The 21,288-nt window shown below is 43.9% G+C and carries 20 protein-coding genes; 18 read left to right on the forward strand and 2 right to left on the reverse strand.

The window, feature by feature from the left end; genetic code table 11:
• Positions 1–56: 56 nt before the first annotated feature.
• The 6 genes from ABFV83_RS00755 to rlmH all read left to right on the forward strand — a co-directional run bounded on the left by ABFV83_RS00755 (position 57) and on the right by rlmH (position 5,638).
• Positions 57–812: a helix-hairpin-helix domain-containing protein gene (locus ABFV83_RS00755; protein WP_349946944.1), complete on the forward strand. Its 756-nt coding sequence runs from the start codon at positions 57–59 to the stop codon at positions 810–812.
• Between the two features lie 21 nt (positions 813–833).
• Complete coding sequence (locus ABFV83_RS00760) at positions 834–1,535, forward strand: response regulator transcription factor (RefSeq protein WP_349946946.1); 702 nt, start codon at positions 834–836, stop codon at positions 1,533–1,535.
• A gap of 175 nt (positions 1,536–1,710) precedes the next feature.
• A complete protein-coding gene (locus tag ABFV83_RS00765) occupies positions 1,711–2,217 on the forward strand; it encodes a GNAT family N-acetyltransferase (RefSeq protein WP_349946948.1) in 507 nt (168 codons plus the stop codon).
• Positions 2,218–2,229: 12 nt separating this feature from the next.
• Complete coding sequence (locus tag ABFV83_RS00770) at positions 2,230–4,086, forward strand: DUF6320 domain-containing protein (protein WP_349946950.1); 1,857 nt, start codon at positions 2,230–2,232, stop codon at positions 4,084–4,086.
• Between the two features lie 29 nt (positions 4,087–4,115).
• Positions 4,116–5,147: an alpha/beta hydrolase gene (locus ABFV83_RS00775; protein WP_349946952.1), complete on the forward strand. Its 1,032-nt coding sequence runs from the start codon at positions 4,116–4,118 to the stop codon at positions 5,145–5,147.
• A gap of 11 nt (positions 5,148–5,158) precedes the next feature.
• A complete protein-coding gene (gene rlmH, locus ABFV83_RS00780; protein ID WP_349946954.1) occupies positions 5,159–5,638 on the forward strand; it encodes a 23S rRNA (pseudouridine(1915)-N(3))-methyltransferase RlmH in 480 nt (159 codons plus the stop codon).
• Between the two features lie 232 nt (positions 5,639–5,870).
• Here rlmH and ABFV83_RS00785 read toward each other — a convergent pair whose 3' ends face one another.
• Both ABFV83_RS00785 and ABFV83_RS00790 read right to left on the reverse strand, forming a co-directional pair.
• Positions 5,871–7,460, reverse strand: a complete 1,590-nt coding sequence (locus ABFV83_RS00785) for a response regulator (RefSeq protein ID WP_349946956.1) — start codon at positions 7,458–7,460, stop codon at positions 5,871–5,873.
• 54 nt (positions 7,461–7,514) lie between these two features.
• Positions 7,515–9,233, reverse strand: a complete 1,719-nt coding sequence (locus ABFV83_RS00790; RefSeq protein WP_349946958.1) for a sensor histidine kinase — start codon at positions 9,231–9,233, stop codon at positions 7,515–7,517.
• 260 nt (positions 9,234–9,493) lie between these two features.
• Here ABFV83_RS00790 and ABFV83_RS00795 point away from each other — a divergent pair, with 260 nt between their 5' ends.
• The 12 genes from ABFV83_RS00795 (at position 9,494) to ahpF (ending at position 21,231) form a co-directional block, all read left to right on the forward strand.
• Positions 9,494–10,822, forward strand: coding sequence for an extracellular solute-binding protein (locus ABFV83_RS00795; RefSeq protein WP_349946960.1), 1,329 nt, complete (start codon positions 9,494–9,496; stop codon positions 10,820–10,822).
• 21 nt (positions 10,823–10,843) lie between these two features.
• Positions 10,844–11,716 carry a sugar ABC transporter permease gene (locus tag ABFV83_RS00800; protein ID WP_349946962.1) on the forward strand — a complete coding sequence of 291 codons (873 nt, stop codon included), beginning with the start codon at positions 10,844–10,846 and terminating at the stop codon, positions 11,714–11,716.
• Between the two features lie 14 nt (positions 11,717–11,730).
• Entirely contained in the window at positions 11,731–12,555 is an 825-nt protein-coding gene (locus tag ABFV83_RS00805) for a carbohydrate ABC transporter permease (RefSeq protein WP_349946964.1), read from the forward strand.
• Between the two features lie 33 nt (positions 12,556–12,588).
• Positions 12,589–13,689 carry a Gfo/Idh/MocA family oxidoreductase gene (locus ABFV83_RS00810; protein WP_349946966.1) on the forward strand — a complete coding sequence of 367 codons (1,101 nt, stop codon included), beginning with the start codon at positions 12,589–12,591 and terminating at the stop codon, positions 13,687–13,689.
• The gene (locus ABFV83_RS00815) at positions 13,686–14,585 is read left to right on the forward strand and encodes a sugar phosphate isomerase/epimerase (protein ID WP_349946968.1); all 900 of its coding nucleotides are present in this window, start codon (positions 13,686–13,688) and stop codon (positions 14,583–14,585) included. The genes ABFV83_RS00810 and ABFV83_RS00815 overlap by 4 nt, the downstream gene beginning before the upstream one ends.
• Positions 14,586–14,594: 9 nt before the next feature.
• The gene (locus ABFV83_RS00820) at positions 14,595–15,317 is read left to right on the forward strand and encodes a glucosamine-6-phosphate deaminase (RefSeq protein ID WP_349946970.1); all 723 of its coding nucleotides are present in this window, start codon (positions 14,595–14,597) and stop codon (positions 15,315–15,317) included.
• Positions 15,314–16,399, forward strand: coding sequence for a carbohydrate kinase family protein (locus ABFV83_RS00825; RefSeq protein WP_349946972.1), 1,086 nt, complete (start codon positions 15,314–15,316; stop codon positions 16,397–16,399). Before ABFV83_RS00820 ends, ABFV83_RS00825 begins: the two co-directional genes overlap by 4 nt.
• Before the next feature lie 189 nt (positions 16,400–16,588).
• Positions 16,589–17,248 (forward strand): pentapeptide repeat-containing protein, encoded by a 660-nt coding sequence (locus ABFV83_RS00830; protein ID WP_349946973.1) that lies wholly within the window; start codon positions 16,589–16,591, stop codon positions 17,246–17,248.
• A gap of 228 nt (positions 17,249–17,476) precedes the next feature.
• Positions 17,477–17,761 carry a CD3324 family protein gene (locus ABFV83_RS00835; protein WP_349946975.1) on the forward strand — a complete coding sequence of 95 codons (285 nt, stop codon included), beginning with the start codon at positions 17,477–17,479 and terminating at the stop codon, positions 17,759–17,761.
• A 127-nt stretch (positions 17,762–17,888) separates the two neighbouring features.
• Positions 17,889–18,605, forward strand: coding sequence for a DUF1062 domain-containing protein (locus ABFV83_RS00840; RefSeq protein WP_349946977.1), 717 nt, complete (start codon positions 17,889–17,891; stop codon positions 18,603–18,605).
• Positions 18,606–19,125: 520 nt separating this feature from the next.
• The gene (ahpC, locus tag ABFV83_RS00845) at positions 19,126–19,689 is read left to right on the forward strand and encodes an alkyl hydroperoxide reductase subunit C (RefSeq protein ID WP_349946978.1); all 564 of its coding nucleotides are present in this window, start codon (positions 19,126–19,128) and stop codon (positions 19,687–19,689) included.
• A gap of 12 nt (positions 19,690–19,701) precedes the next feature.
• Positions 19,702–21,231 (forward strand): alkyl hydroperoxide reductase subunit F, encoded by a 1,530-nt coding sequence (gene ahpF, locus ABFV83_RS00850; RefSeq protein WP_349946980.1) that lies wholly within the window; start codon positions 19,702–19,704, stop codon positions 21,229–21,231.
• The last annotated feature ends 57 nt before the right edge of the window (positions 21,232–21,288 follow it).

Below are 21,288 nucleotides of genomic sequence, written 5' to 3' on the forward strand. Positions count from 1 at the left end.
AACATAGGCTGAAGATGGTATCCTTTTTTGAGAATTTTTGTAAGAGGAGGGATATCATGAAGTACCCAAAAGTTAAAATCGCCCTTATGGCCCTGTGTGTTTTAGGGGCTGGTGTATGTTACGGCTTGAACAGAAGCCAGGAGGCTCGCAGGCCGGGAATTTCTCTGTCAGAGGCATCGGCTTATGATTCCGGAGAAATGGTTACCGGAATTGAGGCAGCAGGTGATGGCAGGTCAGGGGATGACGGTCTGGCAGGAACCGGAATCCAGGAACCAGGCGGTGTAAAGCCGGTTTCCGGCGGAACCGGCCGGTTGGCTATAGAGGCGGCAGAGGGCAGCATAGGAAGTGCAGGAGAGGAAACGGTCCTGCCTTTCTACGTACATATCTGCGGAGAAGTTGTTTCTCCCGGTGTTTATGAGCTTAAGGAAGGAAGCCGGGTTTTTCAGGCAATCGAGAAGGCAGGCGGAGTCACTGACCGGGCTGCGGCAGAATATTTAAATATGGCGGAGCAGGTCAAGGACGGCATGAAGATCGTGGTCCCTGGCAAGGAAGAGGTGGAAGCGGCGAAGGCCAGGGGAGAGATTTCCTTACAGGCAGAGGCTTCATCCAGCGTACAAAAAAACAAGGTGAATTTAAATACAGCCACCAAAGAGGAACTGATGACCCTGCGGGGAGTCGGAGAAGCCAAGGCAAACGATATTCTTAAGTATCGGGAGAGCCACGGCGGATTTCAGAAGATCGAGGATATCATGAAGATATCCGGCATTAAAGATGCAGCGTTTCAAAAAATAAAAGACGACATAACGGTTTAAAATATAGGACAGAGGTGTAGTATGGCAAGCGTTTTAGTAGTTGATGATGAAAAACTCATCGTAAAAGGAATGAGATTCAGTCTGGAACAGGACGGTATGGAAGTGGACTGTGCCTATGATGGAGAGGAAGCCATTAATCTGGCAAAGCAGAAAGAGTATGATGTGGTCCTTTTGGATGTCATGCTTCCCAAATATGACGGTTATGAGGTGTGTCAGGCCATTCGGGAATTTTCCGAGATGCCCATCATCATGCTGACGGCTAAGGGCAATGATATGGATAAAATCCTGGGCCTGGAATACGGCGCCGACGATTATATTACAAAGCCCTTTAACATTCTTGAGGTAAAGGCCAGGATCAAGGCCATCCTGCGCCGGAATTCAAAGAAGAACAAGCGGGACAGCCAGGAAGACAGCCAGGTGGTGAAGGAAGGCGATTTGAAGCTGGACCGGGACAGCAGGAGAGTGTTTATTGCTGAAAAAGAGATTAATTTAACGGCAAAGGAGTTTGACCTTTTGGAGCTTCTTGCCTGCAATCCGGGTAAGGTTTACAGCAGGGAGCAGCTTCTTACTTACGTATGGGGAAATAAGGCTATGGATACGGGAGATGTCCGTACGGTAGACGTTCATGTAAGGCGTCTTAGAGAGAAGATCGAACCAAGTCCCAGCGATCCCAAATATGTGCATACCAAGTGGGGCGTAGGATATTATTTCTGCAAGCAATGAGTGAGGAGCAGGAATGCCTGCATTCCTGTATCTGGTGAATGCTGCAGGGTATTTGACCTTTGCGTCCAGAAAAAGAAAGAGGAGGATTTCCAACGGGATACCGGGGGAATCCGCCTTTTCTTAGTATGGGGAAGAAAAAACCAAGGATCAGTTTTGGAAACGGAGAAACAATAGGATGGATTACAAAATCAGAAGAGTAAGAAAAGAAGATTTAGACCGGGTAACGGAAGTGGAGGCCCTCTGTTTTCCTCCGGAAGAGGCGGCAGGGCGGGAGGCCTTTGAGCAGAGGATCAGTCATTTTCCTGAATGCTTCCTTGTGGCAGAGCTTTCCGACGGGAGGATTATCGGTTTTATTAATGGCTGCGCTACAGATGGGAATACTATTTGTGACGAAATGTTTGAGAAAGCTGATTTTCATAAACCAGACGGTGCTTACCAGAGCGTGTTTGGACTTGATGTAATAAAAGAGTGGAGGGAACAGGGAGTTGCCGCCGCTTTAATGAACCGTTTTATAGAAGAAGCAGTCAAAAGAGGCAGGAAAGGAATGATCCTCACCTGCAAGGACAGGCTGATTCATTACTACGAAAAATTCGGATACCAAAACATGGGCGTGTCCGGGTCTGTCCACGGAGGCGCTGTCTGGTATGATATGCGGCTCGATTTTATGGATACAGGGAAGTGAGGCACCTTCAGTATGAAAAGAAGTCCCCAGGGAGAACGGTGGAGACGGCTTGACAATACGGCAAAGATATTTCCGGTCATAGCCAGTGAGAATTTAAGTAATGTATTCCGGATCGCTGCGGTTTTAAAGGAAGAGGTGGACCCGGGTACTCTGCAAAGGGCACTGGAAGAAATCCTTCCCCAGTTCGAAGGATTTTCAGTGAGGCTGCGGAGGGGATTTTTCTGGTATTATTTTGAAAACAATAAGAGGATGCCGGTGATTGAACGGGAAACCACCTATCCCTGCAAATACATTGATCCTCACAGCAACCAGCTTTTTTTATTCCGGGTCACTTATTTTGCCAGGCGGATCAATCTGGAGGTATTCCATGCGGTCACAGACGGCCTGGGAGCGGTGAACTTTTTAAAGGCACTGGTTTACCGGTATCTGGATCTTAAGCAAAATTCCAGGACCGGCCACCAGGCGCCTCAGAAAATATCGTCGGATGTTTCCATGAATGTGGAGGACAGCTACGTCCGCCATTATAAAAAGACCGAAAAGCGCAAATACAGCTCCAGAAAGGCATATCATCTTACAGGAGAAGCCCTTCCTCTTGATGAGGAAAATGTTCTTCACGGTTATGTGGATTTAAAGATGCTGAAAACGGCTGCCAAAAGCTATGGGGTCAGCATCACCAGATTTTTAACGGCCGCCCTGATCTGGGCTATTTATCAGGAATATCTTGAAGGAAAGCCCTGGGAGGAATCCATCGGCATCAGCATTCCCATTAATTTGAGGACATTTTTCGGCTCGGAGACAACTGCTAATTTTTTTGCTGTGACCCTTATTGACTTTTTATCCACCAGTGAGGAACATACCTTTTCAGAGGTGCTGGAAGCGGTAAGCAGGCAGATGGATATAAAGATCACAAAGGAAAAGATGGAACAGATCATTTCCTATAATGTTTCCAATGAAAAGAAATGGTATCTGCGGGCTGCGCCCCTTTTTGTAAAATGGTGTGCTTTAAATCTGATCTTCCGGAAAAATGATAAAGCCTACACCATGACTCTTTCCAATATCGGCCCCATAGAAATAGAAGAGGATTACAGGGAAGAAATCGAGAGATTTTCCTTAATGATCGGCGTTTCCAAGAGACAGCCTATAAAGTGCGGGGTCTGTTCCTATGGGGAAGAGATGATCGTGACCTTTACTTCCGTATTTCAGGATACCAGGCTTCAGGACCGTTTTTTCGGATTTCTAAGGGAAATGGAAATCCCGGTTAACTTAGAGAGCAACGGAGTTCCGGACAACAGGGACAATCTGGGCATGTATCCTCAGATCCGGTATGACCGAAAAAGGCTTAAAAAGCTGGCATTCATTTTTTACGGCTTGCTGTTTTTGGTGGGAGCTGTTCTGGGGCTTATTAATTATGCCACCTATTCCGGCTCCATGTGGTCCATCATCGCCATCGGGCTTATGGCTTATACGGCTCTTACGGTCGAATATTCCATTTTACGCCATGCGAATCTGGCCTCAAAGATCCTATTGCAGACGGTAGCTGCGCAGGTGCTTTTAGTGGCCCTGGACCATTCTACAGGTTATAATGGCTGGTCCGTGAATTACGGGATTCCAAGCACCATTCTGTTTGCGGATTTATCGGTGGTCTTCCTGATTCTTGTGAACCGTATGAACTGGCAGAGCTATTTTATGTATCAGATCGCTGTTACAGTGTTCAGCTTTATTCCTTTGATTTTATGGGCAACGGGTTTGCTTACCAGGCCGCTTCTGGCCCTGATTACTGTGACGGTAACAGTGATCATTCTGGCTGTTACCATTTTACTTGGAGACAGAAGTGTGAAAACAGAACTGAAAAGGCGGTTTCATGTGTAAAAAAGTGCTGTAAAAGGAGGGGGATGTTGATGAGCCGAAGAAAAGTAAGTGTACGAGGAAGTCTGGTGAGGGATATGATGCAGAATGTAATGGAAACATCGCTGAAACAGCCTATCAGGACAGGAGAGCTGAGGAGAAATCCGGTGGAGCCTGCCTGGATCCGTCCGGCGGGATATGAATACGAAATCATAGAGCTTGGACATTTAAAAATGGAGTATCTGCGCCCCGCTGGAGTGGTGACGGAGCGGGTGATCCTGCAGCTTCACGGCGGCGGCTACATCGGGCCGATGAAGAACATTTACCGGAGATTTGCGGTCCGGTATTCCAAGCTAAGCTATGGCGGGGACGTTTTGACCCTTGACTACCGGGTGGCCCCGGAACATCCATTTCCGGCCGCTTTGGAGGATGCAGTGGCTGCTTATGAGTGGCTTATTGAGGAAAAAGGGTACCGGCCGGAGCATATTGTGGTGGCCGGGGATTCTGCCGGAGGCGGATTAAGCCTGGCGCTTGGGCTATATCTGAAAGATCATGGAATTGCTCTTCCAGGAGGGTTTATCACCATGTCAGCCTGGACGGATTTGACCAACAGCGGAGAAAGTCATGTGTCCAATTATGAAATCGATCCGCTGTTTGGAAATTCTACGGATAACATGCTTTACAATTCGGAATATATTGGCGGAGAGGACCCTGGTATTCCTTATATTTCTCCTGCGTTCGGGGAATATGAGGGATTTCCTCCTGTTCTCATGCAGGTGGGAAGCTATGAGGTGCTTTTGAGCGATACGCTGACTGTAGCGGATAAATTAAAAAATGCGGGAGTAAAGCGGCGGGTTTCCGTTTATGAGGGGATGTTCCATGTATTTCAGATGGGACTGGACTTAATTCCCGAAAGCCGGGAGGCCTGGGATGAGGTGGAATCGTTTTTGCAGATCATTTTCCATATCAATGTAAAGCCTGATGGGAAAGTGGTGCGGAAGGTGAAAACAGAGCACACAAAGCCGGCAAGAGATATGGCCAGGCTTCTCATTGCCATGATGAAAAAAGAATTGGATGATGCATAAAGGAGATACCAATGAAAATTACTCTGGTAACTGTGGGAAAAATAAAAGAGAAGTTTTATACAGATGCCATCGGGGAATACAGCAAAAGACTGAGCCGCTACTGCAAGCTGGATATTGTCCAGGTGTCCGATGAAAAGACGCCGGACTCTGCCAGTGAGGCGGTTGAAAGACAAATAAAGGATAAGGAAGGGGAAAGAATCCTTTCTTCGATTAAGGATGGGGCCTATGTCATCGCTTTAGCGATTGACGGGGAAATGCTGGATTCGGTCCAGCTGTCAGAGAAAATAAACGGGCTGGGAATCGGAGGAGTGAGCCAGATCGTTTTTGTGATCGGAGGGTCTTTGGGACTTTCTGATGCTGTTTTAAAGAGGGCGGATTATAGACTCAGCTTTTCCAGGATGACTTTTCCCCATCAGCTGATGAGAGTTGTTTTGCTGGAGCAGATTTACCGGAGTTATCGGATCATTAGCGGGGAACCGTATCATAAATGAATGCAATAATTCGAAATATTCAATTTATTTAGGATGACGGGCGGATGAACAACTAACAAAAGCATTAAAATAGTTTCGTAAAGAATTTGGAATATCATTGTATGAAACCGAATAATATAACACAAAGTTTACTTTGAAATACAAAAAATTATAATAAAATCAGTACTAAAATATCCCATCGTGGCTTGCAGGAGCTTTGATGGGATAATTTATAGCTTACATATATCATCAGTTAGTCCAATTTATTGTTTGCACACCTCTCATCGGCTTTTCCCCGGTAATCTTTAGGCTTTTCCCCAGTTTTTTTCTTGAAAATCCGTGAAAAATACACTGGGTCAGGAATGCCCACCCGCTCTGCCACTTCATAAGTCTTTAATGAAGTGGTGCACAGCAGTGTCTTTGCTTCTTCGATCCGCAGATCTTGTATATAAATGCTTAAATTTTCCCCTGTTTCTTTCTTAAAGAGCCGGCTTAAATAGTTGGGACTTAAGTGAACCATGGAAGCAAGAGACTCAAGGGATATGTCATCACCATAATGGAGGGCAATATAAGACTTTACGGAATGGATTATGCGTGCAGCATCATCAGAGGGAACTGCATGACGAAGCAGATGTTCCATAAAAACCATCATGATTTCTTCCGTGGAAGCAACCGAATTGCTTGCCACCAGTTGCTTTAAAGCAGAGAGATGGCTTCCTTCCATAGAAGTTTCTCCGTCGGACTGAAACACCATACCAATACAAAACTGGTGAATATAGACGCAAATGCTGCGAACGGTATCCAGCGGTAAACGGTTTTCATAAAATCCTGTAAACAATCGTTTCAGGATCTCCCTTGCTTTTTCCAGATTTTGATAATCAACAGCAGTCTTTAAAGCTTTTAAATCGTGATAAATGGTCTCCATCACAGTTTGAGGAACAGGGGGGACTTGGTTAATACACACAACCGGAAACTCCGGTGAGTGCTTGGCAAACTGAACCGCCTGGTTTGCCTGCTCCGCAGCTTTTTCAAGATCAAGAGGGTTATTCTGGTGCAGACTGATTCCGATATAAAGAAGAAACTGCGGAAAGCTGCTTAAGATATGAAAGGTTTCCAAGCATTTGTCTGCCACCGGATAGGCAGAGGGGGCAATCAGGATTCCATAGCAAACAAAGAGATCAGTGGGAATAAAATAAATCTTATAATCGCTGATACAGTCAGTAAGAATCCGTTTCATCTGCTCCAGATAATGTTGGGAGAGATCCCTTTCTTCTAACGGAGCCACATCCAGGCGTAAGACATAATAACTGGTTAAGTTAAGCTTAAGCGAGATCAGGCAGTTCGTTAAAAATAAATGAGAAATATCAGAATTTCGTAGCAGGTCGCGTAAAAACATCTCTTGCTGCAGTTCTAAATTCTGTTCGTTTTTACTGGCGAGTTCTTTCTTAAGCTGTAATCCGGTAGCAGCAGAAAGCACTTGTTTCTTTGCTTTTTCAATTGCCTCTGTCAGGTTTTCTAATGAAACAGGTTTTAGCACAAAGTCAACTACCTGATAGGAGATAGCTCTTTTTGCATATTCAAAATCAGGAAAGCCTGTCAGGATAATCACCTTAATCCAAGGGTAATGTTTGGAAATCTCCTGTGCCAGATCAAGGCCATCCATTCCCGGCATCCGGATATCGCTGATGACAATATCTGGCTGGGAACGGGAAATCTGTTCCAGGGCATCTACCCCGTCTTCTGCCTGTGCCGTGACGATACAGCCAAGACTTTCCCACTGGATGATATGAGCCAGTCCTTTTCGTATCGCAGTTTCATTATCAACAATCATTACCTTTAGCATGGTGGTCCTCCTTTTTTTAATTTCCCGGGGCGTGCAGCTTGGGACAATGAGTCTTTAAACACGCCCTAAGTCGATGGGAAGTGTAACGAGTACTTCACTTCCATTTCCCATTGCCGAAGTTATATGGATTCCGTACTTACTGCCATATAAAAGTTTTATACGGCGGTTGATATTGGCAAGTGCAATGTGATTGTGAGAAGTCTGGGAAACATCCTTGGTTGATTCGTTCCAATGAATGGAAGAGGGATCAAACCCAACTCCATTATCTGTGACCCGGATACAGACTTCCGACCTTTCTTCCCAGACGGAAATCCGTACAAACCCTCCTTTCCGCTGGTTTTCAAGACCGTGGACAAGACTGTTTTCCACCAGAGGCTGAATGGTTAGTTTCGGTAGATAATAGTTTAAAATATTATCGTCTTCCAGATCAATGGAATATTCCAGTTTCTCATGAAATCTCTCTTTTTGCAACTCCAGATAATAGCGGACATACTGAAGTTCATCAGCGAAACATATGGTTTGTTTATTCTTGTGAAGAATTCCCGCACGCAAAAGCTGTGCCAGATTGGAGACAATCCGGGCGATGTGGTTTTGCCCTGCCTCCATACAGCGGATGTGGATGAGCTGCAGTAAATTAAAAATAAAATGGGGCTCAATCTGGGAGTCCAAAGATTGAATCTCCGCATCCCGAAGAAGAAGCCCTTTTTCATAAACTTCATCAATAAGTTTTGCCATGCGGTCTGCCATATGGTTAAACGTAGAGGCAACCTGGTCGGTTTCTTTATAAGGTGTGGAATCCATTCGAACCGTTAAATCTCCCTCTGCAAGCAGTCCTAACTTCTGTACCATTTGTTTCAGCGGTTTAAAAAGAAAGGATAACAGGATAATATTGGCGGCCAGTGTAAGGAAGAGGACAACCAGTGTAAAGAAAACAGAAACCTTTACCGTCCAATGAATGGTTTCAAAGATTTCTTTACGGGGAATCAGGACATCAACCTGAATGTGGCTTTGAGATAACACTTTACTGGCATGGTAATACCAGACATCACCCAACTGCAAATACCCATCGGGATTGTAAGTGGGGATGGTTTCTTTTATGTTACGGTTGGAGGAAGCAATGATGCTGCCCGAAGTATTACGGAGTAATACATATGCCTCCTGGTAAATGGTATTGAGGTTGGCGGACTGGATAAAGGAAGTGAGATTCAGCTCAATGATCAGTTTCCCTAACGGTTTCATGGTATTTTTATCTAAATAATCCACAATAAAGTAGCTGTAATCCGGGTCGTAGGGCATAATAAATAAATCTCTGGCAGAATTAAGGTTACCATAAGCCTGGGAAACTTTCCTGATCCGTGCGGTGTTTCCCTGAAAAATCCCGCCTTTTATCAGGGAGAGCGGTTCTTTGTCCTTGATCAGATAAATTCCCGTAATAATATTGGAATTTGGCAATTGGTTTAATATTTGAATTCTGCCAAGACCTTCCTCGATCTTAAGCCGTTCCATCTGGGTGGGGGAATTGGGATTTTGCATTAATGTTAAGGTATCCGGGTCGCTCATAAGATAGTAGGCAGTGTTACGAAGTGCATCCAGAATCCGCCCGGTATCATTTGTAAATTGTTCCATATAAAAAGAGGCTGTTGATTCGGCAGTAGTTTCCAGTTTGGAAGACACCACATGGACAAAATACAGCAAAGAGCATAAAACAGGTATTAAAATCAGAATGCAATTTAATATGGTGGAAATCCATGAAATAGAAAATTTTCTCTTCATTTTTTTCTCCTGTTTGTAAATATTTTTGCAAAGATTCTTCTTTACTGTAGCATAGATTTGGGGAAATAGGAATAATTTATTCTGGTTTTAAGATAAAAAAAGTCTATTTTATGAGAAGTAGGAAAAAAATTGACTTAGAATCACAGATAGTACAAAATAGTACTAAAAATCGGGATATGAGTTCAATTGTTTATGCAGAGTGCATGAATTATAATAGAGTTACAAATCACAGATTAAAAAAGAGAAGGAGGAAATACCCAATGAAAAAGAAGTGGATAGCAGTTACCCTTGCATGGGCAATGGGGGTTACGATACTGGCAGGCTGTACTACGAAAAATCCGGACCAGTCCGGTGGGAATACTGCAAAAGATTCTGGAAACAGTGGGGAAATTGTGATCAATTATCCGACATTTCAGGTGGGGGTAAATACTGCAGCACCGGTAGTTTCTCAGCTTGTAGAGGAATTTAACAAAGAGTACAAAGGAAAATACCGCATTCAACTGGAAGAAGTTCCAGGTGACGCCAATTACGTGGACAAGATTAAAGTGCAGTTAGGGACGGGAGATTTGCCGCCGGTTGTCTATGGGGGCGGCTATAACTTACTGGACCTTGCAGTAGCCAAGGATCTGGTTCTTGATTTGACGGATACGGTAGGTGGAGATCCGGAGTGGAAAGGGCTGTATTCCGATGCATCGTTAGAAACAAACAGCCGCAACGGAAAAATCTATGCTTCTTCTGCAGAGGGTTCCATTATTGGTTATTTTTATAACAAAGAATTATTTGAAAAAGCAGGGATTACTGAACCAGCGAAAACATGGGATGAATTTTTTAAACAGTGTGATGCGTTAAAAGCGGCAGGAATTACCCCTCTTGCTATGGATACGGCAGATTCTGCATGGGTTACCCAGCTTTGGCTTGGTGCCATGGCAGCAACGGCAAATGAAGATGGTCTTAAGTTTATGGAAACCATGAATCCAGATGATTACAATACTCCGGAGATGATTGCAGCGGCGGAAAAAGTCCAAACCATGTTAAGGGAATATACGACTTTGGATGCCATAGGCGGAAAGTATGAAAATGCCGCAAATAATTTCCTGTCCGGTCAGGCGGCAATGATTGCCAATGGTCCGTGGATGATTGGGGATTTTGAAGATGAAGCAAAGGCAATGCCTGGTTTTTCTGATAAAGTAGGATCAGCAATCTATCCGGGAGGATTTGTTTATGACGCTCCCATTCAGGGATATTTTGTGACAAAGCAGGATGATCCGAAGCTGGAGGAAGCAGCGATTGCCATGGTAAAATTCTTTACCTCTGCTCATGCCCAGCAGCTTGGTTTAGAGACTCAGGGAATGATTCCTGCTTCCCAGACAGTGGAAATCACAGAGGAAGCAAAAAGGAAATATCCGTTATTAGCCGATTTCTTAAATCAGGCAGAAGAAGCTGCCATACGCAGTGACAATATGCAGTCGACGATGTATTCCAATTTACTTGATGTGATCAGCCAGGAGCTGCCAAGATTGTATTCCGGTGACTTAGACCCAAAAGGATTTTGCCAGTCTTTAACAGACGGGGCAAAAAAGAACCAGTAAGGCGGTAAAAGGAGAGGTGCTGTGAAAATTAATAAAATGTGGATTCCTGTTTTTTTACTGCCAACAGTTGTTTTATTCCTAATGATTTATGCAGTTCCTCTGGTGATGGTATTTGCCACATCCTTATTTGACTACCGTTTAAATGCAAAGGATATGACTTTTATTGGATTTGGAAATTACTCCCGGCTTTTTCGTGATCCTGATTTTTTTCAGGCATTGTCCAATACGGTGATGTGGATCCTTATCCAGTGTACGGTTCATGTGGCATTGGGAACGGTGGTTGCCCTGATCCTGTATAAACGGCCAAAAGGGTGGAAGTTTGTCCGTACTGCATACATGGTGCCAAATATTATTTCCAATGCAGCCATTGCCATGATCTTTTTAAATATTTTTAATCCTCAGTTTGGTGTGATTAATTCTGTGCTAAAGGCAGCCAGGCTGGAACATCTGACAAGAAACTGGCTGATGGACAGCCGTACTTCCTTTGTATCAGTAACCTTAATCTGGGTCCTGTTTGCAGGATACACCACAACGCTGGTACTGGCACAGGCACTTTCCATTGATGATACGATCATAGAGGCAGCAAAGGTAGATGGTGCATCACCATTTCAAAGAGATATTTTTGTTGTGCTGCCTCTCTTAAAGAAAGTAATTGGAACTACCATGGTGATGGCAGCTACCTATATGCTGCAAATGTTTGATTTGATTTATATCACCACCAACGGAGGGCCGGGAAAGGCAACCACCAATCTCCCTCTTTTGCTTTATAGTGTCTATAAAGGGGAGAATAATTATGGCTATGCCAATGCCATTGGTGTGTGTATTGTAGTAATTGGAATCGGAGCCATGGCACTCATTAATAAGGCATTAAAGGTGAATCAGGAAGAATACTAAAGGGGGAATATCAGGTGAAAAAATATACGTTATGTGTATTAAAGTATTTATTATTGGTCATCTGCGTATGTGTTGCACTGTTCCCCATTGTGTGGGTGTTCATGTCTTCCTTTAAAACCAATGCAGAGATTTTGGCAAATGGGGTTTCCCTGCCAAAAAGCTTTTCTTTGAAAGGGTATCAGGACGCATTGACGATTTCCCCGATTTTACGTTATTTTGGAAACAGTGTGGTGATTACCGTATGTTCTACCGGGTTTAATGTATTATTTTTGGCAATGGCAGCTTATGTGTTTGCCCGGTGTACTTTTTCTGGAAAGAATTTGCTCTATTTTATTCTTTCCCTGTCATTAGTTATTCCTATGACGGCATTGCTCCATCCGGTGTATGGAGTGATTTTGAAGATTGGTTTGTATGATACGAAAGCAGGGCTGATTTTGGTTTATACTGCTCTTAATTTACCGATGTCATTATTAATTCTCAGAGGAACTTTTTTGTCGGTTCCAAAAGCGTTAGAGGAAGCTGCATATGTAGACGGAGCAAATTTTGTACGTACCTTTTTCCAGATTATGCTGCCATGTGCAAAGGGGGGGCTGACCTCTGCGGCAGTATTGGCATTTTTAAACTCATGGAATGAATTTACCTTTGCTCTGGTATTGACAAGCGGGCAAAAGGCACGGACCCTTCCATTGTCATTAAGCTATTTTACAGCACAGTTCAGTTTTAATTATACGGCACTGTTTGCTGCCGTCACAATTGCGGTGTTTCCGTCTATTGCGGTCTTTGCCATCTTCCAGGAACAGGTGGTATCCAGCTTGACCACAGGGGCGGTAAAAGAATAGACAAATAAAAATAGACAGATAGGAGAAAATATTATGATGAAACTTGGAGTGATTGGTCTTGGGGAAGTTTCCCAGCTTATGCATCTTCCCATTTTACAGGATCTTTGTGAACAGTATACCATTACTGCTGTTTCAGATGTATCAGAAAGTCTGGTGGAGTTTGTACAGAAGAAATATCATATTCCCAATGGGTACTTAAATGCCATAGAGTTGATCGAACAGGCAGACATTGACGGGGTACTGATTCTTTCCCCTGACCAGTACCATGGAGAATATGCTGCTTGTGCATTAAAGGCAGGAAAGCACGTGTTTGTGGAAAAACCGGTTACTTTATGCAGCGACGAACTGAAAGAATTAATTGAGTTAAAAAAGAAGTATCCGGAATTAATTGTTATGGTTGGATATATGCGGCGTTACGCGGGACCTTTTTTAAAGGCAAAAGAAATTTTAGAAAGCCAGAAAAAAACCACAGAATACCTTCGTTTTCGCGATATCATCCTGGAAGGACCATTTTTTATTGGACAGACCAGACCTGTTTTTTATCCAAAGGATGTTCCGGCAGAGGTGATTGCAGAGGGAAATGCCAGAAGAAGGGCACATCTTGACCGGGCAATTGGCGCTTCGGCAACCGATGAAGAACGTACGACCTACCAGATGATGACCGGACTTGGCTGCCATTCTTTTTCAGCAGTCAGGGAACTGTTTGGCATGCCAAAGAAGATTCATTCAGTTATGACTGCTTTTGGTGGGGAACAAGTGATTGTAGTCATGGAATTTGATGGATTTTTGGCTACCTATGAATTAATAAATAATCAGAATGTGGTGCAGTTTGATGCAGCAATTGAGATTTTCCAAAAGAACCGGAAGATTCATGTGAAATACGAAACTCCTTATATCCGCTATCAGCCTGCCAGCGTAGAGGTGATTGATTCTACGGAGACAGAGACAAAAACAACTCACTATGGACCTGATTTCCGCGATGCATTCCAGACGGAACTGCTATTATTTGCAGAGTGTGTGAAAACAGGAAAGCAGCCGAAAACCGTATTGGAAGATGCGGTGGATGACTTGAAACTATTTGAAGAAATTATTGATGTCATGAGAAGACAACATGACGGACAGGAGAAGATATGAGTAAGATAACGATAGCGACCGCTCCCTGTTCCTGGGGCGTGTGGTATGCAGATGGAACACCGTCAAAAACCCCCTATCCTGTTTTTCTTGATCAGGCGGCTTTAGCAGGATACCAGTCATTGGAACTTGGACCAGATGGATATCTCCCTGTTGATGAGGGCAGGCTTTGGGAGGAATTGTCCGCACGTAAGCTGAATGTATGTGCCGGTACGGTCTGCTACCAGTTTGACAAAGAGCCGTCCTTTGCCTCGTTCCGCGGCCGGGTGGAAGCTCTTTGCCGCAGATTAAAAGCATTTGATGGAAAATATCTGGTGGCAATGGATGAATCGGATGTGGGATTATACAGTGAAAAGAAGCAGGAGATGCCGCCTGAGATATGGAATGAATTTTTAGAGAAAATCAACCAGATGGGGAAATTTACAAAAGAGGAATATGGGATTGAAGTGGTGTACCATCCTCATATTAAAAGTATGATCGAAACAGAAGAGGAGATTATCCGTCTGATGGATTACACCGGGTTAAACTTATGCTTTGATATCGGACATCATGCTTATGTGAACGGAGATGGAAGCTGTAAGGAAACCAGTGCCATTTCTTTTATCCGCCGTTACCCACAGAGAATTGCTTACTTACATTTTAAGAATGTAGACCATGATGTTCTTGCCCGTGTCAAAAGGGAACATCTTGATTCAGATACCGCATTTGATATAGATGTGATGGGAGATTTAAAGGATGGAATCGTGGACTATGAGGAATTAAAAAAAGTACTTGATGAGATTGGATTTGAGGGAATTGGAGTGATTGAACAGGATATGCCAAAGGCCACCACATCCCAGGCGTTTGCAGCGGCAAAACGAAATCTGGAATACTTAAGGAGTATTCACATGATTGATTAGGAGGATCAGATGAAAATCATCATTTGTAAGGATTATGAAGAAATGAGCCGGAAAGCGGCAGAACTGGTGGGGAAATGTATTGAGAATACACCAGAAGGACTGATCAGTTTTCCGGGAGGGGATACGCCTCTTGGAATGGTACATAAATTTACAGAGATGGTGAATGAAGGACAGATTGATATCAGCCGGATCAAGTATGTTTCCTTAGATGAATGGGTGGGGCTTTCTCATGAAGACGGGGGTTCCTGCGGGCTTTTTAATCAGGAGAATTTATTAAAGCCGCTAAAGAAGCCGTTTGAAAAGGTCCATTTGATTCATGGGGATGCAGAGGAGATCGAAGCAGAGCGGGAAGCATTGAATGATTATATCTTAAAATACGGTCCATTGATGGTATCGGTGTTAGGGATTGGGATGAATGGTCATCTGGGATTTAATGAAGCGGGAGTGGATTTCGGTGTAGAAGCCCATATCATTCCATTAGATGAAGTAACGAGAAGCGTGATGCCTAAATATTTTGGGGAAAAGTTTCATCCAACCCATGGAATTACCCAGGGATTAAAGCAGATTATGGAAGCAAAAACAGTGATTCTTATAGCAAATGGTGCCCATAAGGCAGATATTCTTTCCCAGACTGTTCATGGCCCGGTAACCAGGGAAGTGCCTGCAAGTATTTTGCAGACTCATCCGGATTGTTATTTAATTACCGACCAAGCGGCAGCGGTAAAATTATGAACCGGCTGTGTGATCTTTCCGGGAAACGGAAGGAAATAAGGGAAAAGCGTGTTGTTGCAGGGTTTGATGGATTTGTTGATACAACGGTGCGTCCGATTGCCCAAACGGCAACGGCTTCATCAAACGCAAAGATGTTTGCCACGATACAGGAGTTTGGTGAATTTCTGGTGAGTAAGGCAGGGAAAAGCTGTTCGGTGGAGCTAAAAGTGGAATCAAAGAGTCTGGGAGGAAATATGCCTTATTTCTCTCTGGGGGCGGGGACCCTTGGACTTGACGTTACCTGCATCGGAATGTTGGGAGAGGGAGGAAGGGCAGAAGATGTATTTTCTGCTCTTCCTTGTACCTTATATCCGTTTACACCTCCGGGGGAATCTACCTGTATGGAATTTCAGGATGGAAAGGTAATGCTTGCACCTTCCTGTGAATTATCCGGTGATGTATGGGAGCTGGTAATGAAGTGTACTTCCGGGCAGGCAAATCAGATGTTTTCTAAGGCTGATTTAATTGCACTGGTAAATTGGAGTGAACTGTCTTTTTCCCAACGCCTCTGGCAGGAGACTTACGACCATGGGTTGTCCAAGGAGTGCTGTAATAAGGGACAGTTTGCATTTTTTGATCTGTGCGATATTTCTCGAAAAATGCCGGAAGAGGTGGAAGGTGTTTTAAGGCTGATGGCAATGTTCTCCACAAAACGGACGACGATTTTAAGCATGAATGAAAATGAGGCAGTTACCATAGGAAAACAGCTGTTAGGAGGCTGTCAGGAAGGAACAGAGATTGCTCATGAAGTGAGGAAACGGTATGGGGTTGATGAGGTGTTAATCCACACATTAAAGGATAGTTTGCTGATGAGCAGCCGGGGACTGGTACGTATTCCTACTGATTTTGTAGAAAATCCGGTAAAGTCGACTGGAGCCGGAGATCATTTTAATGCAGCATCTTGTCTTGGGGTACTGATGGGGCTTTGTGATGAAGAACGGGTGGTCCTTGCTAACCGGGTGTCTTCTTTTTATGTCAGAAATGGATATTCGCCCAGGTTGGAGGAGATATCAGCTGGCTTTTGTAAGCTGATAGAGATATAGCAGGTAAAGGTGCCTGAATTCTTAAGTTGACGGCATTGCCCGTTTTACCGGCGGTTATGATTTGAAAAAAACATGAAAGTTTACAGCGTCTTCATTTTGTATGTACTTGAAAGTCATTTGAGAGTTTGGTAATATAAGGAAAGGACTATACTGTTTGGAATGAAGAAAAGATGAGAAAGGAAAGGGTATATGAGCCAGAAGCTTCTTATCCCCATCCTTCCGGAGGTGATGGATTTTGTTCTGGAAGGTGTAGATGAATTATACCGCAGAAAAGACCAGGAGGAAGCGGTAAACGATGTTCTCATAAGAAATCTTCATGTAATGGAGGAAGATCTCTCGCACATGCGTTTTTCCGCCGTCATATTTGAAAACTGCATATTTCAGGATTGCAGCTTTGAAAAAGGGGAGTTTACTGACGTGGCATTCCGGGCCTGCGACATATCCAACTGCAATTTTGAGGACAGTTATTTTAACCGGGTGGAATTTTCCTCCTCAAAGGGTATGGGAACAAAGTTCTGCGGGAATACCATGCTCCATACCGTAATAAAAGACTGCAATTTCAACTATGCTAATTTCGATTCTTCCAGACTGGAACACATCCGCTTTACCGATTCCCAGGTCCGGGGAGGTTCCCTGACCCAGTGCCGCTGCAAGGCGCTTGAATGGAACCGTGCAAATCTGGAAAATGCCAGCTTTTTTAAGACTATGATGAAAGGAATGGATTTTACCAACAGCACCATACAGGGGTTGGTGATGTCTGATAACTGTACGGAGATCAGGGGCGCTGTGGTGGACCTATACCAGGCGGCGGAACTGGCAAAGTATCTTGGCGTTGTCATAAAAAACTGAACATTGAAGCTCTGATACGTTTCTGAATCAAACATGAGGTTTACAATAATCCCTTATGTGATAGAATGGTTGTAATTATGTTGCAAGATAAGCGTTTATTTAAGGAGGCGAGCTTTTTTATGATGGAACCCTCAAAGGCTGCATAGCACGGGTTATGCAGTTAATATAAATAAGTAATTGTATAGCCTTTGCTATTCCTGACAGTAAAAATATGTTTGGGAGGCAGCAATGCGCTATCAGAAAGCGAATGAGATTTTACCGGCAGAGCTGGTGGAATTAATTCAGAATTATATAGACGGGGAATATGTTTATATCCCCAGAAAACAGGAAAATAAACGAACCTGGGGCCAGAGGACAGGAGCCAGAGAGGAAAGAAAGCGGCGGGATATATCCATTTATGCGGATTATGTTTCCGGCATATGCGTAAAGCATTTGGCGGAGCGTTATTACCTTTCCGAGAAAAGCATCCAGAGAATCGTACTTCAGGAAAAGAAAAATAAGGCAATACAATAGGGCGGTGCATCAGAAAGAAAATGGTGCGCCGCCTTTTCTTTGTTCCATAAGAGAGTATGAGGTGGGATAAAGAAAGATGGCGTGTTACAGTTGTCTAAAGAAACAACTGTAAAAATGGAGAAAGTACATGAATCGAAATTTACGAAAACAATGGATTGTCACGCCAAACCAGCTTCCAGCCATCATAAGAAGGTGCCCGAAATGCGGGAAAAAGACAGAATTCATAAACAGCGGAAAATTCAGAGTCAATGCCAATGGCCGCCTCATAGACGTCTGGCTGATTTACCGGTGCGGACAATGTGAGACCTCTTGGAATATGACCATATGGGAGAGAAGGCTGGCCAGTCGTCTGGAGAAAGAAGAGTATGAGGGATTTCTGCAAAATGATCCTGAACTGGCGGAAAAATACGGAAATGACAGGGACTTATTTGCGAGAAACAAGGTGGAAGCGGCAGTTTCAAAGGCGGAATATTATGTGACAACCGTGGACACTGCATTTCCCTGCGGGGAGAATCATGCCATGGAAATGGAAATAAGGATTCCGACTGGATTTGATTTGAGGACAGATATTTTTTTAATGCAGCAGTTGTCCGTATCCAGAAGCAGGATAAAGAAATGGTGTGAGGCCGGGTTGATTCTAAGCAATGGACAGGTTTTGCTTCCAAAAGGAAAAGTCAAAGACGGAATGCTTTTGCAGGTAAGGCGGGAAGCCTTCCAGCCGCAAGCTTCTCCCTTTTCCGGAAGAGCCTGGTCCACCATGAGGGAATCCAGGCTTCCGGAAGAAAATGCTCCTGGACCAGAACTTCCTTCTGCAGATTCTTCTCATCGGAATGATCCAGTCTAATATGGACAGTATCATAGGTTGGTTTATAATATCTGGCGGTAATTCTATTAATCATTTCTGTATGATCTAATTTCACGAATTCCAACGAGCTTAGTTTTTCCATATTCCTTTCTCTCGTTATTCCTGTGATATCATTACATGAATTGCAACATTGCATATTGTGTAATGTCAAGCAAAAAACTTTAAGGGTCTTATATGTTTCTTAATTACATACCCTATGTATTATTTAAACATGAAAAAGAATTGATATTTTTGGAAATGCCTATTGACAATCAGGGAATAATATTATATTATAAGTGTAGTTGATAATAGTAATTATTACTGATATTAATTATCAATTAGGTAATGCAAATATTCTTATTTGTTTTGCCACATGTCAAACCTACACACAGCCGCACAGCTGTTTTCCCGGGGGCCTGGCCTCCACGGAAAAAAGTACAGTTTCCGCCCATAGAAACAACGGAAACTCCTGATAAGTTAACATTTAATTAAAATATAAAATCATAGGAGGTAAATTATTATGTCATTAATCGGAACAGAAGTAAAACCATTCAAAGCGCAGGCGTATCACAACGGAAAGTTTGTAGAGGTAACAGAGGCAGATTTTAAGGGGAAGTGGAGCATTATCTGCTTTTATCCTGCGGATTTCACCTTTGTTTGCCCAACGGAGCTGGAAGATTTGCAGAACAATTATGAGACATTCAAGAAGCTGGGCGCTGAAGTTTATTCCGTATCTACGGATACTCATTATACCCACAAGGCCTGGCATGACAATTCAGATAAAATACGCAACTTGACCTATGTCATGATTGGAGATCCCTCTCATACACTTTCCCGCAATTTTGACGTATTGATCGAAGCAGATGGACTTGCGGACCGTGGTACTTTTATCGTTGACCCGGACGGCATCATTCAGTCAGTAGAGATCAACGCCGGAAACATTGGCCGCGATGCGAACATTCTTATTGATAAGATCAAGGCTGCCCAGTACGTAAGGAGCAACCCTGGCGAGGTTTGCCCGGCAAAATGGAAAGAGGGCGGAGCCACACTGAAACCAAGTCTTGACCTGGTAGGGAAAATCTAAGGAGTAAAGCTTATGATGCTGGATGCGGATATTAAGAATCAACTGGCTGAGTATCTCCAGCTTCTGGAAAACGATGTGCTGATTAAAATCAGCGCAGGATCTGACAGTGTATCAAAAGACATGATGGCTCTGATGGATGAGCTGACCGCCCTGTCACCGGGAATTAAGACAGAACAGGTAAAACTGCCCAGAACTCCCAGCTTTAGCATTAACCGTATGGAAGAAGACTTTGGGGTCACGTTTGCAGGCATTCCTTTGGGCCATGAATTTACCTCCCTGGTACTGGCTCTTTTACAGGTAAGCGGAAGAGCTCCCAAAGTTGACGGTAAATTAATTGACCAGGTGAAACGTATTAAGGGTGAGTATCACTTTGAAACCTATATCAGCTTAAGCTGCCATAATTGCCCGGAGGTGGTGCAGGCCCTTAACCTGATGAGCATTTTAAATCCCGGCATTACCCATACCATGATCGACGGTGCAGCCTTTAAAGATGAGGCGGAGAGTAAAAATATAATGGCTGTGCCTACGGTTTTATTAAATGGTGAGTTTTTTGGCGGCGGGCGCATGACACTGGAAGAGATTCTTGGAAAATTAGGCAGCGGGCCTGATATTTCAGAGTTTGAGAAGAAAGAACCGTTTGATATCCTTGTAATCGGAGGCGGTCCTGCAGGAGCCAGCGCAGCCATTTATGCGGCGCGCAAGGGCATACGCACAGGGGTTGTTGCTGAACGCTTTGGCGGTCAGGTGAGAGAGACACTGGGAATTGAAAATCTGATCAGCGTAGGATACACCGAAGGTCCCAAGTTTGCAGAAATCCTGGAGCAGCATGTTAGTAATTATGATGTAGATATTATGAATGCACAGCGTGCCAGACGCCTGGAAAGAAAAGAATTCATTGAGGTGGAACTGGAAAACGGCGCTGTCTTAAAAAGCAAGGCGGTGATCCTTTCCACGGGAGCCCGTTGGAGGAATGTTGGGATACCGGGAGAGGCGGAATTTAAGAATAAGGGAGTTGCTTATTGCCCCCATTGTGACGGCCCCCTTTATAAAGGAAAACAGGTGGCAGTGATCGGAGGCGGTAATTCCGGCATTGAAGCTGCTATCGATCTTGCAGGAATTGCCAGCCATGTAACGGTATTTGAGTTTATGCCTGAGCTGAAAGCGGATGCAATTCTCCAGAAGCGCCTTTACAGTCTGCCTAATGTAACAGTCTTAAAGAACGTTCAAACAAAAGAAATTACCGGAACTGATAAGGTAAACGGCATTACTTATATGGAACGTGAATCTGGAGCAGTCCATCATATGGAGCTGCAGGGGGTATTTGTTCAGATCGGTCTTATCGCCAATACGGACTGGCTGGGTGAAACCATTGAACGCAACCGCATTGGTGAGATTATTGTTGATGACCGCAATGCAACCAGTCTGCCTGGAGTTTTTGCAGCAGGAGACTGCACGGACAGTGTTTATAAGCAGATTGTCATTGCAATGGGATCTGGGGCCAGTGCTTCATTAAGTGCTTTTGATTATTTAATAAGAAATTGAGATTCAGATGCTGTTTGCTGCCGATTGACCGGCGGCAAACAGCATCTTTCCTGTGTT

The organism is Lacrimispora sp. BS-2, from assembly GCF_040207125.1.
In the GTDB taxonomy this organism is placed as follows: Bacteria; Bacillota; Clostridia; order Lachnospirales; family Lachnospiraceae; genus Lacrimispora.

What these genes read in the sequence shown, in the direction of transcription:
- ABFV83_RS00755 (WP_349946944.1), top strand. Translation starts at nt 57, where the DNA reads ATGAAGTACCCAAAAGTTAAAATCGCCCTTATGGCCCTGTGTGTTTTA.
- ABFV83_RS00760 (WP_349946946.1), top strand. Translation starts at nt 834, where the DNA reads ATGGCAAGCGTTTTAGTAGTTGATGATGAAAAACTCATCGTAAAAGGA.
- ABFV83_RS00765 (WP_349946948.1), top strand. Translation starts at nt 1,711, where the DNA reads ATGGATTACAAAATCAGAAGAGTAAGAAAAGAAGATTTAGACCGGGTA.
- ABFV83_RS00770 (WP_349946950.1), top strand. Translation starts at nt 2,230, where the DNA reads ATGAAAAGAAGTCCCCAGGGAGAACGGTGGAGACGGCTTGACAATACG.
- ABFV83_RS00775 (WP_349946952.1), top strand. Translation starts at nt 4,116, where the DNA reads ATGAGCCGAAGAAAAGTAAGTGTACGAGGAAGTCTGGTGAGGGATATG.
- rlmH (WP_349946954.1), top strand. Translation starts at nt 5,159, where the DNA reads ATGAAAATTACTCTGGTAACTGTGGGAAAAATAAAAGAGAAGTTTTAT.
- ABFV83_RS00785 (WP_349946956.1), bottom strand. Translation starts at nt 7,460, where the DNA reads ATGCTAAAGGTAATGATTGTTGATAATGAAACTGCGATACGAAAAGGA.
- ABFV83_RS00790 (WP_349946958.1), bottom strand. Translation starts at nt 9,233, where the DNA reads ATGAAGAGAAAATTTTCTATTTCATGGATTTCCACCATATTAAATTGC.
- ABFV83_RS00795 (WP_349946960.1), top strand. Translation starts at nt 9,494, where the DNA reads ATGAAAAAGAAGTGGATAGCAGTTACCCTTGCATGGGCAATGGGGGTT.
- ABFV83_RS00810 (WP_349946966.1), top strand. Translation starts at nt 12,589, where the DNA reads ATGATGAAACTTGGAGTGATTGGTCTTGGGGAAGTTTCCCAGCTTATG.
- ABFV83_RS00815 (WP_349946968.1), top strand. Translation starts at nt 13,686, where the DNA reads ATGAGTAAGATAACGATAGCGACCGCTCCCTGTTCCTGGGGCGTGTGG.
- ABFV83_RS00820 (WP_349946970.1), top strand. Translation starts at nt 14,595, where the DNA reads ATGAAAATCATCATTTGTAAGGATTATGAAGAAATGAGCCGGAAAGCG.
- ABFV83_RS00825 (WP_349946972.1), top strand. Translation starts at nt 15,314, where the DNA reads ATGAACCGGCTGTGTGATCTTTCCGGGAAACGGAAGGAAATAAGGGAA.
- ABFV83_RS00830 (WP_349946973.1), top strand. Translation starts at nt 16,589, where the DNA reads ATGAGCCAGAAGCTTCTTATCCCCATCCTTCCGGAGGTGATGGATTTT.
- ABFV83_RS00835 (WP_349946975.1), top strand. Translation starts at nt 17,477, where the DNA reads ATGCGCTATCAGAAAGCGAATGAGATTTTACCGGCAGAGCTGGTGGAA.
- ABFV83_RS00840 (WP_349946977.1), top strand. Translation starts at nt 17,889, where the DNA reads ATGAATCGAAATTTACGAAAACAATGGATTGTCACGCCAAACCAGCTT.
- ahpC (WP_349946978.1), top strand. Translation starts at nt 19,126, where the DNA reads ATGTCATTAATCGGAACAGAAGTAAAACCATTCAAAGCGCAGGCGTAT.
- ahpF (WP_349946980.1), top strand. Translation starts at nt 19,702, where the DNA reads ATGATGCTGGATGCGGATATTAAGAATCAACTGGCTGAGTATCTCCAG.